This window comes from Bacillus sp. FSL R7-0646 (assembly GCF_037969865.1).
In the GTDB taxonomy this organism is placed as follows: Bacteria; Bacillota; Bacilli; order Bacillales; family Bacillaceae; genus Bacillus; species Bacillus licheniformis.
Genome location: NZ_CP150217.1, coordinates 3,407,793 through 3,422,255, shown reverse-complemented (window position 1 = coordinate 3,422,255; position 14,463 = coordinate 3,407,793). Strand labels below are relative to the sequence as shown.

General features: G+C 41.3%; 20 protein-coding genes and 3 pseudogenes. 11 read left to right on the top strand and 12 right to left on the bottom strand.

Going from position 1 to position 14,463, the window contains the following annotated elements; translation table 11 throughout:
• Positions 1-9 precede the first annotated feature (9 nt).
• The 6 genes from MKY62_RS17850 to MKY62_RS17825 all read left to right on the top strand — a co-directional run bounded on the left by MKY62_RS17850 (position 10) and on the right by MKY62_RS17825 (position 3,497).
• Positions 10-1,380, top strand: a complete 1,371-nt coding sequence (locus tag MKY62_RS17850) for a phage baseplate upper protein (protein WP_016886557.1) — start codon at positions 10-12, stop codon at positions 1,378-1,380.
• 11 nt (positions 1,381-1,391) lie between these two features.
• Positions 1,392-1,706, top strand: coding sequence for a hypothetical protein (locus tag MKY62_RS17845; RefSeq protein WP_016886558.1), 315 nt, complete (start codon positions 1,392-1,394; stop codon positions 1,704-1,706).
• Positions 1,703-1,885 (top strand): XkdX family protein, encoded by a 183-nt coding sequence (locus tag MKY62_RS17840; protein ID WP_011198303.1) that lies wholly within the window; start codon positions 1,703-1,705, stop codon positions 1,883-1,885. The genes MKY62_RS17845 and MKY62_RS17840 overlap by 4 nt, the downstream gene beginning before the upstream one ends.
• A gap of 62 nt (positions 1,886-1,947) precedes the next feature.
• Positions 1,948-2,217 (top strand): hemolysin XhlA family protein, encoded by a 270-nt coding sequence (locus MKY62_RS17835; protein WP_009329192.1) that lies wholly within the window; start codon positions 1,948-1,950, stop codon positions 2,215-2,217.
• Between the two features lie 15 nt (positions 2,218-2,232).
• Positions 2,233-2,496 (top strand): phage holin, encoded by a 264-nt coding sequence (locus MKY62_RS17830; protein WP_011197884.1) that lies wholly within the window; start codon positions 2,233-2,235, stop codon positions 2,494-2,496.
• A gap of 47 nt (positions 2,497-2,543) precedes the next feature.
• Positions 2,544-3,497 carry a glycoside hydrolase family 25 protein gene (locus tag MKY62_RS17825; RefSeq protein WP_003185317.1) on the top strand — a complete coding sequence of 318 codons (954 nt, stop codon included), beginning with the start codon at positions 2,544-2,546 and terminating at the stop codon, positions 3,495-3,497.
• 120 nt (positions 3,498-3,617) lie between these two features.
• Here the strand turns inward: MKY62_RS17825 and MKY62_RS17820 are convergent, their stop codons facing one another.
• Together MKY62_RS17820 and MKY62_RS17815 are read right to left on the bottom strand one after the other, a co-directional pair.
• Complete coding sequence (locus tag MKY62_RS17820; RefSeq protein ID WP_003185315.1) at positions 3,618-4,211, bottom strand: cupin domain-containing protein; 594 nt, start codon at positions 4,209-4,211, stop codon at positions 3,618-3,620.
• Positions 4,212-4,366: 155 nt separating this feature from the next.
• A complete protein-coding gene (locus MKY62_RS17815; RefSeq protein ID WP_035334177.1) occupies positions 4,367-5,218 on the bottom strand; it encodes a ferritin family protein in 852 nt (283 codons plus the stop codon).
• Positions 5,219-5,425: 207 nt separating this feature from the next.
• Here MKY62_RS17815 and MKY62_RS17810 point away from each other — a divergent pair, with 207 nt between their 5' ends.
• On the top strand, positions 5,426-6,136 hold the full coding sequence (locus MKY62_RS17810; RefSeq protein ID WP_003185310.1) for a DUF421 domain-containing protein: 711 nt from the start codon (positions 5,426-5,428) through the stop codon (positions 6,134-6,136).
• A 407-nt stretch (positions 6,137-6,543) separates the two neighbouring features.
• Here MKY62_RS17810 and MKY62_RS17805 read toward each other — a convergent pair.
• From MKY62_RS17805 to MKY62_RS17795, 3 genes and pseudogenes are all read right to left on the bottom strand, one after another.
• Positions 6,544-6,918, bottom strand: a pseudogene (locus tag MKY62_RS17805) (YolD-like family protein).
• Positions 6,919-7,019: 101 nt separating this feature from the next.
• Complete coding sequence (locus MKY62_RS17800) at positions 7,020-7,610, bottom strand: hypothetical protein (RefSeq protein WP_003185308.1); 591 nt, start codon at positions 7,608-7,610, stop codon at positions 7,020-7,022.
• Between the two features lie 70 nt (positions 7,611-7,680).
• Complete coding sequence (locus tag MKY62_RS17795) at positions 7,681-7,833, bottom strand: hypothetical protein (RefSeq protein WP_011198291.1); 153 nt, start codon at positions 7,831-7,833, stop codon at positions 7,681-7,683.
• 399 nt (positions 7,834-8,232) lie between these two features.
• Here MKY62_RS17795 and MKY62_RS17790 point away from each other — a divergent pair.
• Positions 8,233-8,538 (top strand): annotated as a pseudogene (locus MKY62_RS17790) (peptidoglycan-binding domain-containing protein); the annotation flags it as partial.
• 29 nt (positions 8,539-8,567) lie between these two features.
• Here MKY62_RS17790 and MKY62_RS17785 read toward each other — a convergent pair.
• From MKY62_RS17785 to MKY62_RS17755, 7 genes and pseudogenes are all read right to left on the bottom strand, one after another.
• Positions 8,568-8,852, bottom strand: coding sequence for a hypothetical protein (locus MKY62_RS17785; RefSeq protein ID WP_003185302.1), 285 nt, complete (start codon positions 8,850-8,852; stop codon positions 8,568-8,570).
• A gap of 5 nt (positions 8,853-8,857) precedes the next feature.
• Positions 8,858-9,259, bottom strand: a pseudogene (locus MKY62_RS17780) (hypothetical protein); the annotation flags it as partial.
• Positions 9,253-9,480 (bottom strand): hypothetical protein, encoded by a 228-nt coding sequence (locus MKY62_RS17775; RefSeq protein WP_003185298.1) that lies wholly within the window; start codon positions 9,478-9,480, stop codon positions 9,253-9,255. The gene MKY62_RS17775 and the pseudogene MKY62_RS17780, both read right to left, overlap by 7 nt.
• 152 nt (positions 9,481-9,632) lie before the next feature.
• The gene (locus tag MKY62_RS17770) at positions 9,633-10,118 is read right to left on the bottom strand and encodes a DUF6022 family protein (RefSeq protein ID WP_003185296.1); all 486 of its coding nucleotides are present in this window, start codon (positions 10,116-10,118) and stop codon (positions 9,633-9,635) included.
• Between the two features lie 96 nt (positions 10,119-10,214).
• Positions 10,215-10,613: a YrvL family regulatory protein gene (locus MKY62_RS17765; protein WP_003185294.1), complete on the bottom strand. Its 399-nt coding sequence runs from the start codon at positions 10,611-10,613 to the stop codon at positions 10,215-10,217.
• A gap of 72 nt (positions 10,614-10,685) precedes the next feature.
• Positions 10,686-11,840, bottom strand: coding sequence for an oxalate decarboxylase family bicupin (locus MKY62_RS17760; RefSeq protein WP_003185292.1), 1,155 nt, complete (start codon positions 11,838-11,840; stop codon positions 10,686-10,688).
• 93 nt (positions 11,841-11,933) lie between these two features.
• Entirely contained in the window at positions 11,934-12,083 is a 150-nt protein-coding gene (locus MKY62_RS17755) for a YvrJ family protein (protein ID WP_003185290.1), read from the bottom strand.
• 156 nt (positions 12,084-12,239) lie between these two features.
• On the opposite strand from MKY62_RS17755, the gene MKY62_RS17750 reads away from it, so the two are divergent.
• From MKY62_RS17750 to MKY62_RS17740, 3 genes are all read left to right on the top strand, one after another.
• Positions 12,240-12,821, top strand: coding sequence for a sigma-70 family RNA polymerase sigma factor (locus MKY62_RS17750; RefSeq protein WP_003185288.1), 582 nt, complete (start codon positions 12,240-12,242; stop codon positions 12,819-12,821).
• Complete coding sequence (gene rsoA, locus MKY62_RS17745) at positions 12,805-13,014, top strand: sigma-O factor regulator RsoA (RefSeq protein ID WP_003185286.1); 210 nt, start codon at positions 12,805-12,807, stop codon at positions 13,012-13,014. The genes MKY62_RS17750 and rsoA overlap by 17 nt, the downstream gene beginning before the upstream one ends.
• 195 nt (positions 13,015-13,209) lie before the next feature.
• Positions 13,210-14,178: a rhodanese-related sulfurtransferase gene (locus MKY62_RS17740; RefSeq protein ID WP_003185283.1), complete on the top strand. Its 969-nt coding sequence runs from the start codon at positions 13,210-13,212 to the stop codon at positions 14,176-14,178.
• Positions 14,179-14,463 lie beyond the last annotated feature (285 nt).

The window sequence follows — 14,463 nt, the reverse complement described above, 5'->3', positions numbered from 1 at the left end:
GGTGAACCAATGATTTATAAAAATACGGCTGTGCACTTTGATGTCAATGCACAAGTGAAGCGAAGTGTATCAGCAAATATTCAATTTAGTACGCAAGATATCGGGACCGCAAAATTGTCGTTTAATCTGACAAAGGACGGTGTACCTTTGCCGATAAGTAAGGCAACCCATGCCAAGTTATTCATGAGGTTTACTGACGGCAGCCAGGTCTACGTCAATACAGAAGTCGAAGACGCGCTGAAGGGCGCTATTTTTTATGTCTTAACGCCGGAACAAGTTAAGCATTATGGCACGGTGCAGGCTGAGCTTTACGTCAATTACGACAACGGCCAAAAGATGAGTGTGCATAAATTTTCGTTTGTGATCGATAGGGCGCTTGTTGATCAAAGCATTGCGCCGATTGTTGAATACTATATCGAAGATTTCGAGACGCTTAAAGCCGTTATTCAGGAAATGGCGGCGGATGCCGAACAGCTTCTTGCCAAATTGGAGAAGAAGTTCGAGACGCTCAATAATATCGAAACGAAGGACGGTGCCCAGCAGAAAGCGGATGCCGCACAGAAGAATGCGAAAGCCTACACCGACGAACACGCGGCTAAAACTGATAATCCGCATAAGGTAACGAAGTCTCAGGTTGGATTGGCAAACGTCGATAACGTCAAGCAGGCGGCAAAAACGGATTTTGATGCACATACTGCGGATAATGTGCGCCATATTACCGCTGATGAGCGGACTAAGTGGAATAAGGGGCAACTGTATAAATTGACACAAGATAATGGTGTGCGAATCCTTATTCCTGATGGTACTGATTTATTAACTTTACCGCCTGGTTTTTATTACGGTATCAATAATAGACTGCTTAATAACCCCGATCCTAATGATGCTGGATGGTTCAATTATGACATTATGGATGGAAACTCTGGAAGAAAAACAATTATAGCCACAGCAAGTTACAACAATAAGATGTGGTTCGCGACCATCCATACAAATGGTGACTTTAGGGGTTGGAAAAGATTTATTACGGATGCCGACACAGTAGTTGCCTGGCAAACCCCGACTCTGCTAAATGGGTGGCGGCAATATGACACAGAGCAAAAGGTTCGATTCAGCAAAAACGCTCTCGGAGAAGTAGAAATCATAGGGGCTATAAAAGGAGGAACCGTTGGTTTTGACGTTTCGGCGTTTCAGCTTCCGGAGGGATTCCGGCCATTGCAGCCGTCACATTTCATAGGCGTAGCTTCGAGCGCAGGGATGGGGTCTGCGCCACAATTTCACAGAACCTTGGTAGATACAGACGGAAAGGTTTGCGTTCAATATTGTTCAAACACGGTTAATCCTAATGAGTTTATCACTTTTGGGTTTAAATTTAAGGCGGCTTAGGAGGGATGACAGTGAAATGGCTTTATAAATATGATGAGAAATTCAATTACATGCCGGGAGAAGAAATCCAAGTTGAGGACAACGCGGAGCTGCCGGAGTTTTATTGTGAAATAAAGCCGCCTGACGGTATGTACTTAGCAAAATTTGATCCTGCGAAAGGGGAATGGTTTGAATCGGCCACCAAAGAATATATTGAAAGCTTGCAGCCTCCGGAGCCGGACCCAGACCCTACCGAGCTGTTGAAAAAACAAAGTGCATTACTCTCATTACAAATTGCACGCCTTCAGTCCGAGGTTGAAGCGTTAAAAGGGGGCGGGGCATCATGAAGTATCCCACTCTTGCCGATATAAAACAATTCTATGATTGGGGGTGTTACACAGATGAAGAAATGCGGGAGTACGTAAAAATTAAGTGGATCACCCCGGCCGAATATGAAGACATAACAGGCCGGAGCTATGATAAGCCTGACACTAGTGTGGATTTAGGAATGCCAAGCGCCCAATAAGGGTGTTTTTATTTTGCCTCGAGGGAGGTGAAAACGATGTGAGAACAGGAGGATTTCAGGACATGCATCAAACAAATGAATGGGACGTCTTCAAGCAGGAGATTACCGAATTGAAGGCCGATCACAAAACGCTTGAACAGCGTGTCATCACACTGGAAAGGGCGTCTGATCGACACGATCAACAGATTATGTCCATCAATGACAAGCTCAACAAGATTGAAGAGAACACAACATGGATTAAGCGCAGCATTACGGGCGCCATCATCACAGCGGTTTGTACACTGGTGATCTCCGGGATTGCGGCGCTTTTCATTAATTTTATTCAAAAATAAGGAGGAAGACACAATATGACAACATTCGACAAAGGCACGGTCGTCCGGACGGTGCTTCTTTTTATTGCATTGGTAAACCAGACATTGATCATGTTCGGAAAAGCAGCTTTGCCTATCAGCGAGGACCAGGTGAATACGTTGGCCGACGCTTTGTATTTGGCCGGTTCCACGGCATTCACCATCATTACGTCTGTGGTCGCTTGGTTCAAAAATAACTATGTCACTGGCAAAGGAAAGCAGCAAAAAGAAGTTCTAAAACAAAAAGGGTTAACGAAATGAGGTTGCCGGCTGGCAGCCTTTTAATAATTTAAAGGAGGATTTTAATAATGGGAATCAAAGGAATCGACGTATCACACTGGCAAGGTAATATCAATTGGAAGAAAGTTGCGGGGGACGGTATTAAATTCGCTTTTATCAAAGCAACAGAAGGGACAACATTACAGGACAATAAATTTGTAACGAATATTTCAGGTGCTAACGCTGTGGGGATTAAAACGGGAGCCTACCACTTTGCAAGATTCGGTTCCAAGTCAGAAGCATTGGCAGAGGCCAGGTTCTTTTTGTCAGTTGCAAATAAGGTCCATCTCACGTATCCGCTTGTGCTTGATCTTGAAGTTAATCAGCGGAATGTCAGTAAATCAGTTTTGACAGATGCAGCAGTGGCCTTTTTACGGGAAGTTGAAAAAGCTGGTTACTTCGCCATGATATACAGCGGTAAGTCTTTCCTTGAGAATTGCCTTGACGAATCCAAGCTGAAGCCATTTGCATTATGGGTTGCTCGTTATAACAACACACTTGGCCGTCATGCAGATATCTGGCAGTATTCTGATTGTGGAAGGGTCGCCGGTATTTCTGGGAATGTTGATATGAATATTTGTTATCGTGACGGGTTACGGGCTCAGGTAGCCGTGACAACTGAAAAAGCTGCTACTGTAAAACCTGTTTCAAACAAAAAGCCAGTTAAAACGGAGACAGTTTACACAGTCAAAAAAGGGGACACGCTTTCGGAAATCGCACAGAAAAACAACACGACCGTTAAAGCTCTCCAAAATTTGAATAACATTAAAGATGCGAATAAGATTTACGTTGGCCAGAAATTAAAGATTAGCGGCAGTCCTTCAACAGCATCGAATAAAAAGCAATATTACACCATTAAATCCGGTGACACTTTGTCTGGGATCTCGAAAAGGTTTAATACATCCATTAAGACGCTGCAAGCTTGGAATGGTATCAAGAATGCCAACAAGATTTACGCTGGTCAGAAAATTCGTGTTAGATAACGAAATGGGATTACAACATAAAACTAAAGCAGGCATTCGGCCTGCTTTTTTGATTAATTTTATTTCTGAAAAGATCTGTTTTCTGTATCAACTTATTGGAGTTATGCCAAGCATACTATTTCAATTGCCATGACCGTATTCTTCTTCTGAAGCTAATGCATCTCCTTTAGTAACATGAACAGTACCAAATGGATGGTTAGGAGGAGCATATATGGAGTATAGTTTTAGCGGGATTCTACCTGTATTGGTTAGATTGTGCCATGTTCCAGCGGGTATTATGATTGCAGAATCATCATAGACATTTCTTTTGAAATTTAAATGGTCTTTATTCTTGCCCATTTGAACGATTCCCTGACCTTGTTCAACACGTAAGAATTGATCAACGTTAGGGTGCATTTCCAAACCAATATCTTCTCCAACATTGAGACTCATTAAGGTGACTTGCAAATGAGTTCCTGTCCATAAAGCGGTACGGTACGTATTATTTTGCTTCGTAGCTTCATTGATATTAACCACAAACGCTTCTGGTCCATAATCCTTTAACAAAATGCTGTTACTACCTTTGGATGAGCGAACAGAACTTAATTTGTTTGCATGCTCTACTTCACTAGGAACAGTCCGGTGAACTGACTGTCTTCTACAGTTGTACATTGGCACATTAACATAATAAGGATAAGAATATTGATATGGATACATATGAGGAACATAATACATTTTTTTCTCAATCCCTTCAAAGCTTTATATGAATTAATCCTATGCATTATGCTCAGGGAATGTACTTAGATACCAATTTTTGTTCAAAGTCAATGGTGTTTGCCTATGCACTTTTAAAATTGATATGTTCTTTTTGCAAGATCAATTCATAAAGTTTAATTTCTCTCAAGACCTCTTCGGAAAGCCTCTAAATGATTTAGTGATGCGTTGCGTAATTGAGTAAAAACTGTTCTTGCATCTGCTGGAAGATCAAAAGTTAGAAACTTGTTATACATGGCGATATTATCAATTTCTCCTTGTACCCCAGAAGCATATGCATCCTTAAGGGTTACTGATGTAGTGACATATAATTGAGAGGTGTCTTTAGGTATCTGTACTTGGTATCGTTCAAAAAGAGAAAGTAATGCATTGATATGCCGTAATTCGGCTTCTTTAATTTGGACAAAGGTTCGAATATCCCCGAAGTTTCTTAGAATTTCATTGTATCTTGCTTGAGCTAAGTACTCATCCTGAATGGCAAAGGTAAGCATTTGAGGTAAGGTGAGCCTACCGGAATTTAACGCTCCTTTTGCCCCATAATTAACTTGACGTGTTTGTTGTGTAGACGATGTATTTAAAAAAAATAAGAACCATACAGCATGATTTTGTTCATCAGCTGCTGCACGCTGAAAAACCTTTTTAATTGACTGATTTTGTATTCGGTCTGCTAAATCTAAATAAAAATCGACTGTCTCCTGCTCATCTTTAAAAGCAGACTCTAGACTTGTTCTATACTTTTTAGGGCATTCTTCTATGATTATGGGGATTGGCTTTTTGCCTGTCAGGTTAGTGAAAATTCTGCTAAACTCTTCAAAATGTCGTTGCTCATCTTGTCTAATTTCAAGTATTTGTTTTCTTATATCTTCTGTGGGGGCATTTTCGGCTATTTGCTTATAGCAGAGAATGGCGCTATGCTCTCCGTTAATTGCCTTGTGAATGTCATTAATTAGTTTTCTGTCGGGAGGCATACGAAAATCATCACTATTCCTTATATAAGGATTATAAACAGGATAAGGGTACACCAATTTCACCGTCCTATTTGCGGTATTTAGTAATGTAGCATATGCCTAATACAACAATGAGTGCATGTATATGTGTCTAACCATTATTTCAGTATATATAAGATCTCTTTTGTCTATAATGTTTTTAGACGATACAATAAGTTGGTGAAATCTATGAGTGAACATATTGAAGTAATCCTTCGATCGATTCTTGCCTTTGGTATTTTATTGGTAGGATCAAGATTGTTGGGAAAACAAACAATTTCACAAATGAATATCTTTGATTTTATTGCATCAATTACATTAGGCGCTATTACTGCAAATCTGGCTTTTAATACCTCTCTTAAAATTCATCACATGGTACTGGCTTTTTTTATATTTGTTTTTGTGATCTTAGCCACTGCGTATATATCCCTTTGGAGTCAAAAAGGCCGCAAATTTTTTGCCGGTGATCCAACTGTTGTGATTCAAAATGGAAAAGTTCTTGAACACAACATGCGAAAAATGCGTTATACAATTGATTATTTGAATCAACAACTTAGAGAAAAGAATGTATTCAAAATCGAAGAAGTACTCTATGCCATTGTTGAAACAAATGGGACCTTAACAGTATTAAAAAAACCACAATTCCGAAATGTGACAAAAAAGGATTTGTGGGTTGCCACTACGCCAGAAGGAAAACTCCCGATTGAATTAATCATGGATGGGAAAATGAAGAATGAAAACTTGAAAGATAATCAACTCACTCAGGCATGGTTACAATCTGAGATGAAAAAGCGTGGTCTATCCACAGATGAAGTTTTTTATGCAGTATTATCACCTGATGGAAATATCTATATAGATACATATGAAGATCATATACATTCTTCTTTTGATAAAGAATAAATGATTTCAGCATTCTGTAAATACATTTTGAATGTATTAGTGACTACATGTTTTAGTGGAAAACTGTTGGCGGATTGTTGTCTAACCCTGCCAACAATCATCATTTTCATTCAGAAGTCATCAGATGTACCATTCAATAGCGCTTTTTTGACCACATATTTAAGCGTGATCACCAAAATCCCCACAAATTTTTCAAAACACGTTAAAAAAGTATGAAAATAAGAAGAGATGACGTTAATAAAAAATCTTATGTGGTTTAAAAATTGAAAGGAAACGAATGTCCACGAAATGCTATTTTAAACGGGTGATGTAGGCAAGAATCATTAATCATGGTTTGTGAATCGTGAGACATTCTTTGTCTCGGGCTTTTTTCTTCTTATCTCTAGGCTTATGCTTTGCTGAAAATCTTATGGCCGTTTCATTTCTATTCCAACAACATCTTCAAATTTAATGGAATTAATGTCTCCTTTTGAATCCACAACATGGAACAGCTAGCGAAGTTGATTTATGTAATGGATATGGCCCTCTATTTGAACGATCTCCCCGGTTTCGGGTCCGTTAAGCATTGGCAGCGGCTTAAATACAGAAAACTGAACTGGATGATTAAACTCCATTGCTTCACTTATGATCATTTCCATATCTTCGATCTGAGAAAGGTCAAGAACCGGTCTTTTCACTTTGTTTTGTCTGCTTTCTAATTCGCGAAGAAGGCCGACATGCTCCGGCAGCATCATGGCCGTCCATTTGATTGATCCCCGATCTTTCAAGTTGTCATCTTTCATGGTGTTCATCTCCTTGAGATGATTATAAGGGAACATTTGTTCTGTTCTCAACAAGAAAAATAACCCATCCAAAGTAAAGCCCTCTTTAAAAAGAAGGCTTTTTATTTTGGTGGGCGAATTTCAATCAAAATAGAATTTTTATTAAGCTGGATTTTAAGTGTAAGTTTACAAATTTTATTGGAGGTTGTGTAATTTGGATTAGCCTCCTTGAGAGCAGCCTCTAAAGTCTCTTCTTCAAAATTTAAAGTATCCAGTAATCTATACACTGCGAGAGTCCCCGTACTTGACCAATTCATAACTTTGTCTTTATCAACAGTGGTGTATACGCGAAGGTCAATACCTGCAAGCTCTTTATCTTTATTATGTATGCTTGATAAGATATAACCTTTATGCTTTTCATCATTATCAGCTTCTTTGGCTAAAATGTGAACATAGCTCCCACCATCAATCTTGAAAAAGTCCTCATCTTTTTGAAGGTGGGAAGGGATTTTTTCCTTACCGTCATAGATACCATTATCAATGTGTTTATTATATTCATCAATAAATTCATTTAGAGTAAAACCAAAATCACTCTTTGCTTCGGTGGTTTCTGTCTTCTCTTCAGCTGCAGCTGTCTGGTCGTCAGTTTTATTTTGTGGTGCACTGCTGCATCCTGCTAACACCAAAAATAAAACCAGTAATATCTTTTTCATTATGATCCCCCTCTTGTTTAAAACGAACATTTACATTTTAAAACAAATGAGGGGGATTTTCTACATAGTTTTACTTGAACAGCTTGCCCAATATTTTGCCGGCTGTTTTTCCTGCAGCTCGGCGGGCCATTCGTTTCCCTAGCGTTCCATTTTTCGCCGCGTTAACATCTCCTAAAATTTTAGCTGACTTATACAGTGCTGATCTGATTTTGTTGATACTCATTTTCCCTCGTCCTTTTTTCTTTTTATTAAAAGTGGATGACCTCATGGTCTGTTAGGTCATCCTCTTATCACTACTTTTTCGTGGCAAGAAAATGGCAAGATCGCATTATAATTTTATACTTATCCAAGGAAAACTGATAAACATAAAACCCTTGATACAAAGCCTTTTCGCTTATTACTAAACCGATGTAAAACTTATCTATCCGACTCCCACCGTCTCCACCATACATATGATGGTGGTTTTTTTGTTTTTTGGGGAGTTTTTGTTGTTTGTGCAAGAGCGGGGAATCGCTTAATGAACATATGAATGATACTGCGGAATATGTCGGGTCATCGGTCCTCATATCATGAGAAAAACGTTTGGTTACTGGCATAATAATTCAAGGACGTTCCCATATTGCAAGCTCTTGCAGCGGAATAGAAAAAGCCTTCTTCAAGCGGCAAAAAATCATCCTGCACGCTGCGGTCTGGCATCTATAAGGTAAAAAGCCCACTGATGAAAGGGACGGCCGTCCGGCAGATTCAGGAGGCTTTAGCTGCCCTCTATTTCTATCCAGACAAAGGGGCGAAGAATAACGGCATAGGTGGCTATTACGGGCCGAAAACGGCGAACGCGGTCAAACGGTTCCAGCTTATGCACAGGCTTTCTGCCGACGGTATTTACGGACCGAAAACGAAAGCAAAACTCGAATCCTTACTGAAGTAATAAAAAAAGGCCTCTAAAAAGGGGCCTTCTTATCTCCATCTCCAATTTATTTCATTATCATTTTCGTAAATCCCTGGAAGGGATATACCTACCTTTTTTTGCTTTTCATCAATAATAAACCAATTTTCATCATCTAACCATTCTTCACTATACTGTTCAATGGCAAAAGGGTCATCCTCGTTTACTACAGCCTTAAAGAAATCTTTGAACTTTTCCATGTTTTCATTAGGAATGATTGTTCCATACATCCAGACACCTTCAACAGTAGCGCCTTTTATTTCACCCAAGCATTCATTTTTATAATATAGAAGCATATCTATCACTCCTTCGGATGTAGTTTGATAAATTGTTTTGGAACCTCACCTTTTACAAAGTATTCAGTGTCCCTTTGAGTCCATTTTAAAGCTTTGTTTTTCCAGTGTTCAGACTGGCGAGTATCATTTTTGATTAACCTTTCGATTTGTTTAGGAGATAAAATTACAATATCCTTCACTTCACCAGACCTGATGGCTTTACGGAGAGCAGATATGTCGAGTTCTATTGTATTTTTACCGTAGCCCTTTGCAACCTTTTGATTTATTGTAAAACTTGTATATGGGCTGTTGGATTTCCCGCCTTTTCTATATCCTCCAAGGACGTGCTCTGTTACAGTAACCTGACGACCTTGGTACATACCAGTTTTGTTGGCAGGTACAAGATTACCACCGGTTTCTTTTAAATGCTTGTTGAAAAATCCAAAACGTACCGGTTCACGATATCCGCGCTTCGTTCGCCGTCGATGTCGCCCGTCATGCCGAGCTGCTTCAAAAGTTTTGAATAAAGCTGCAAGTCCGCCAACACGCCAATACTCACAAATCCGGCTGCCGCCGCAAGCTTTCCCGGCATTTTTTGCTGAAACAGCATGACAAAAGACAGGAGTGTCAACACTTCGAAAGTTCTCATGAGTTTCTCCCTTATGTAAGATATTGGTCTTATACATAAACGAATGTGTGGTTTGATTGGTTGCAAAAATTCCTTGGCTGCATTTAGTGTAAATAAAAAAACCGCTGGAATACCCAGCGGCTGCAGCTTATGACTTTGTGGGTCGAAATAAGCTAGTTCTCCTTTATCTGTTTTATGTGAGCAACAATTCGGTCTCTCTCCGTTTCTTCCAACGTGTAAATCCGCGGGGAGAGGGGGACATCAAATCCGGCGTGAGAGTGATAAAAGTCAAAGAGCAGCGTCCCGGCCGGCTGTTTTTGCTGATCGGAGATGACAACCCAAAACACACGTGAGCGGCAGTTGTCAGCTCCCCATTTTTCCATGGACTGTCTAAAGTTCAAGCCCTTTCCGATAAAAAAATCGCCTTTTCCCGCATTTTGAATCGTTGTAAAGCCGGACTGTTCGAGACTTTCAAATACAGGAGGCAGCAGGTGGTCCAGGTAGACCCCGTAAGTCGCGTCTTCCAATTCGGGAAACACCTTTAAAAGAGCTTCGCGATGATCGTCAAGCGTTTGTTTCCAATTTGCGGCGATATAGCCTTGCAACTGTTCGCCAATTTCTTTGATCGACATGCCGGGTCTGAAAAGAACCTTATTCATGAACAAAACCTCCTTTTAATCACTGCAAATCCAGTATATAACATTGTTGCAAATCATTGAGTCCTGCAATGAAAAAATTCGGTTTAAAATGGATCGTCAATATAAGAGCGAACCGGACCTCTGCCGCGGATAAAGGATTTTATCAATTGTAAAAAACGAAACGGCAATCATGATTTCCGCCGAGGTTGTCAGCAGAACGTCGTCCAGCAATTCGTCCGCGGTATAAATGGCGGCCCATAAACATCCGATCGTGATCATTTCAGCGGCAAAAACCGTGATCCGCCGATTGATGCCCAGCAGTTTCATACTGTGGATGAGCACCTTTTCAGCCGGTTCCAGGACAAAGGTCAGTCCGGTATAACAAAGCGTAAACAGCAGCAATGATCCGACTGTTTGGTAAAACGCGCCCGACAGATGAAACAGTATCGAAATGCCGAGAAAGTGGGCGAAAAAAACGAATATAACCGATATGCAGCAAATAATGAAATGTTTCATGACACAACTCCTTTAAAATATGTACACAAGCGCCAAAGGCCTGCAGGATATGTCTCCTGCAAGCCTGGCTGGTTATTTCTTATCAAATTTGACGACAGGATGCTTTTCTTTAGAGAGCATTTTTGTAAATTCGCTGCCGACGTCAAGGTGCTGGCGGACAAGCTCTTCCGGAACAAGCGCGAGCCATTGGTTTAACGAAACGTCAGCATAGTGGTCGTCTTTGAAAATTTCGAGGAACCGAAGCGGCTCATCTCCTGTATTTTGGACGTAGTGTCCCATTGCGAACGGCACATAGCCGACATCTCCGGCCTGGTAATTAAATGTTCTGGCATGCCCGTCGGCAGCGAAAACCGTCATTTTCGCTTGTCCGGAAATGTAATACTGCCATTCGTCTGTATTCGGATGCCAGTGCAGCTCCCGGATGCCTCCAGGTTCGACTTCCACTAACGCAGAAGCGATCGTTTTCGATGCTTTGAAGTTCGTGGAATCGGCAATCCATACTTTCCCTCCGCTGGATACAATCGGTTCCTGTTCAAGCAAATTGTAGCTGAAAGATAGAGGTACCGTTCCGTTCGGGCTTTCAACTTTGTCTTTCTCAAGACAGCCAGGGATCGCTTCTTGGAAAATATACTTTTCTTCAACTGGAAGAGAGGCGACGACGTCTTTTGAAATGCCGAAGTTTGCGGCAATCACCTCATCAGGCGTATGGGCCAGCCAATCTGTCACCTGGAAGGTGCTGTTTTCAGAGAAGGAGCCGTCATCGAAGACAAGCAGGAATTCGCATCCGTCTTCAAGTGCTTGAATTGAATGCGGCAGACCTGACGGGAAGTACCAGAGATCTCCTTCTTTCACATCTTCAATAAAGTTTCTGCCGTCTTGGTCAACAGACGTAATCCGTGCTTTTCCGTACAGCATATACGCCCATTCGGCTTCCTTATGCCAGTGCAGCTCCCTGATGGCCCCAGGTTTCAGCCTCATGTTGACAGAAGCAAGCTTGTCTGAAATCGGCAGCTCGCGAACTGTGACTTCCCGTGCATATCCGCCTTTTTCAAGACGGTTGTGGACATCGGAAAATGAAAATTTCATGTTTGGCACCGTTCCGTGGTCGGTTTCAGGCGGTACGAGCATGTCCGGGTTTTGGCGGTCGCGCTCAACGTTGTGCGGAATTTTCGTTTCCGCTCCTTTTTCTCCTCTGATCGGCTGTGGAATTTGTTTGTTTTTTTCCATGTGATATCCCCTCTTTCTAAAAATGTAAAGGAGAGCTGAAAGGCCTTTCGTTTTCCCCTTCTGTCATGTTAAGTGAAAAAAGTGAGGCCGATGTCAATCATCGGTTTCATTTTTTTCTTTGATCAGCTCGATCAGTTCATCGATTTTCTTTTCAAAACGAGTGAGCAAGTAAATTGCCAATACAGCTGGAAAGCCGACATTGCCGATTTGTTTCGCTGCTTCCTCAATGAATGCGCTGTCCATTCTTACCACCTCCTATGTTAAGAAGTGACGAAAGTTTGAAAAATGTAAGCAAAGAACTATTTTCTCTGAATGGGAACTTATGTTTGCATGTTAATAGAAGAGATGTGTTTACTTTTTTTTCATTTCTTTCATCTAAATAAATAGGAGGCGGTTTTTATGATTGATCAAACGTTACTGCGTGCGAAAATCAAGGAGATCACAAGGCATCCGCTTGTGAAGCATTTTTTGAGCAACCCAAGGTATGAGCGGCTTTTCAACCACGTGTTGGAACATCCGGATTCTGAAGAGGCAGAGTGTCTCGATCGTGAATTTAAGCGATTTTACAAAAACATCCGCATGATTAAATACATCAACTCGATGATCCGGATTTTCTCCGTCGACTTTGATAAAAGAGTCCGGAAAAACCGAGAGCGTTTTCCATTGATGATCGACGAAAGTCCGAATCTGCCCGAGCCGCCCCGAGGGGATCTGTTAGACGATGTCTTGGAACAGGAAGAGGAATTAAGCGAACACCTGCAAGACCCGATGCTTTATGAAGCGTTTTTGCAATTGACGGACAAGCAGAAAAAAGTGCTTGCACAAATTTATATTCATGGGGTATCCATGCAGGAAATTGCTGACTCTTTGGGAGAATCAAGGCAAAATATTTCAAAAATTCATAAAAGGGCACTCGAAAAGATAAGAGAGCTGCTGAATTCTAAAGCAGAGGGGAATGATAACAGTGAGTCTGCACGATGAAAAAGAGATTGAGAAATTGCTGGAAAATTTCACACCGATGATCAAAAGCAAATTAAACAACACATCCTATCAAGAGAGGGAGGATCTTGAACAGGAGCTGAAGATGAAGATTTGCGAAAAAGCGGAGATGCTTTTATGCCAAGAGGTGCCTGGTTTTTGGGAGTTTATAACAGAATTACTGAAAGTCCTTTAATCTAAGCTGTTTTGCTTGCGTAAAGCCGCCGGAAGTGTTAAAATTTCTAACATTTGATTAATGGAATGTTCAAGCTGCTTCATTGAAATCATGGTGATGGTTTGTTTTAATATGAATGATGGTTTGATTATGTAAATGGACGGATATTCCATTTTCATCTTATAAAAACATGCATCAGATAGGTGGTAAAGTATCATGAAGAATCAATACCGAGTATTGTTGTATTATAAATATGTTCATATCGATAACCCTGAGCAATTTGCCGAAGATCACCTCAAGTTCTGCAAAGATTTGGGGCTGAAGGGGCGCATCCTTGTGGCGGGTGAAGGAATAAACGGAACCGTGTCAGGAACCATAGAGCAGACAGACCGCTATATGAGTGAAATGAAAAGCGATCCCCGCTTTGAAGATATGGTATTTAAAATCGATGAATCAGAAGGGCACGCTTTCAAAAAAATGCATGTCCGCCATCGCGATGAGCTGGTGACGCTCCGCCTGGAAGATGATATCGATCCGAACGAATTAACAGGAAAATACCTGGAGCCAAAAGAATTTTATGAGGCGATGCAGCAGGAAGATACGATTGTCGTCGACGCACGGAACGACTATGAGTACGATTTGGGGCACTTCCGCGGCGCGATCAGACCGGACATTAAAGCGTTCCGCGAATTACCTGAGTGGATCCGCGATAACAAAGAAAAGCTCGAAGGCAAGAAAATATTGACTTACTGCACGGGCGGAATCCGCTGCGAAAAATTTTCAGGATGGCTGAAAAAAGAAGGATTTGAAGACGTGTCCCAGCTTCACGGCGGTATTGTAACGTACGGAAAAGACCCTGAAGTTCAAGGTGAACTGTGGGACGGGAAATGCTATGTTTTCGATGAAAGAATCAGCGTTCCGGTCAATCAGAAAGAGCACGTCATTGTCGGAAAAGATTATTTCACCGGCGAGCCTTGCGAGCGCTATGTCAACTGCGCAAACCCGGAATGCAACAAGCAGATCATCTGCTCTGAAGAAAATGAGCACCGCTATTTGCGGGGCTGCACGCACGAGTGCCGGGTTCATCCGCGCAACCTGTATGTCAAAGAGCACGGCCTTTCAGAAGAAGAGGTGCAAGAGAGACTCGAAAAGCTGAAAGAAGAGGAACATGCAGCGCAGTCATAAAAGCTGTAAACAAAAGTAACATATAAAAATCGAAGTTGCATTTGCTCCTGCAAGGGAGTCGGCTTTCGGATTGAATGGAGGAACGCCTTGACCTGAAAAATCGGGGCGTTCCTTTTTTATTCTGAAATGAAAGCAGAGTGAAAATATAGCAGGTGATCATGATGCCGAACAAAAGCCTTATCGGACATCAGATTAAAAAGCATCTGCACTTTATGCGAAAGCTCCGGCTTTTCCAGAATATTTGCCTGAAAACGTCCCATACTAAGCAATATCAATACAAAAAGG

Coding starts and splice junctions, on each gene's coding strand:
- MKY62_RS17850 (WP_016886557.1), top strand. CDS start 10: ATGATTTATAAAAATACGGCTGTGCACTTTGATGTCAATGCACAAGTG.
- MKY62_RS17840 (WP_011198303.1), top strand. CDS start 1,703: ATGAAGTATCCCACTCTTGCCGATATAAAACAATTCTATGATTGGGGG.
- MKY62_RS17835 (WP_009329192.1), top strand. CDS start 1,948: ATGCATCAAACAAATGAATGGGACGTCTTCAAGCAGGAGATTACCGAA.
- MKY62_RS17830 (WP_011197884.1), top strand. CDS start 2,233: ATGACAACATTCGACAAAGGCACGGTCGTCCGGACGGTGCTTCTTTTT.
- MKY62_RS17825 (WP_003185317.1), top strand. CDS start 2,544: ATGGGAATCAAAGGAATCGACGTATCACACTGGCAAGGTAATATCAAT.
- MKY62_RS17820 (WP_003185315.1), bottom strand. CDS start 4,211: ATGTATTATGTTCCTCATATGTATCCATATCAATATTCTTATCCTTAT.
- MKY62_RS17815 (WP_035334177.1), bottom strand. CDS start 5,218: ATGCCTCCCGACAGAAAACTAATTAATGACATTCACAAGGCAATTAAC.
- MKY62_RS17810 (WP_003185310.1), top strand. CDS start 5,426: ATGAGTGAACATATTGAAGTAATCCTTCGATCGATTCTTGCCTTTGGT.
- MKY62_RS17800 (WP_003185308.1), bottom strand. CDS start 7,610: ATGAAAAAGATATTACTGGTTTTATTTTTGGTGTTAGCAGGATGCAGC.
- MKY62_RS17795 (WP_011198291.1), bottom strand. CDS start 7,833: ATGAGTATCAACAAAATCAGATCAGCACTGTATAAGTCAGCTAAAATT.
- MKY62_RS17785 (WP_003185302.1), bottom strand. CDS start 8,852: ATGCTTCTATATTATAAAAATGAATGCTTGGGTGAAATAAAAGGCGCT.
- MKY62_RS17775 (WP_003185298.1), bottom strand. CDS start 9,480: ATGAGAACTTTCGAAGTGTTGACACTCCTGTCTTTTGTCATGCTGTTT.
- MKY62_RS17770 (WP_003185296.1), bottom strand. CDS start 10,118: ATGAATAAGGTTCTTTTCAGACCCGGCATGTCGATCAAAGAAATTGGC.
- MKY62_RS17765 (WP_003185294.1), bottom strand. CDS start 10,613: ATGAAACATTTCATTATTTGCTGCATATCGGTTATATTCGTTTTTTTC.
- MKY62_RS17760 (WP_003185292.1), bottom strand. CDS start 11,840: ATGGAAAAAAACAAACAAATTCCACAGCCGATCAGAGGAGAAAAAGGA.
- MKY62_RS17755 (WP_003185290.1), bottom strand. CDS start 12,083: ATGGACAGCGCATTCATTGAGGAAGCAGCGAAACAAATCGGCAATGTC.
- MKY62_RS17750 (WP_003185288.1), top strand. CDS start 12,240: ATGATTGATCAAACGTTACTGCGTGCGAAAATCAAGGAGATCACAAGG.
- MKY62_RS17740 (WP_003185283.1), top strand. CDS start 13,210: ATGAAGAATCAATACCGAGTATTGTTGTATTATAAATATGTTCATATC.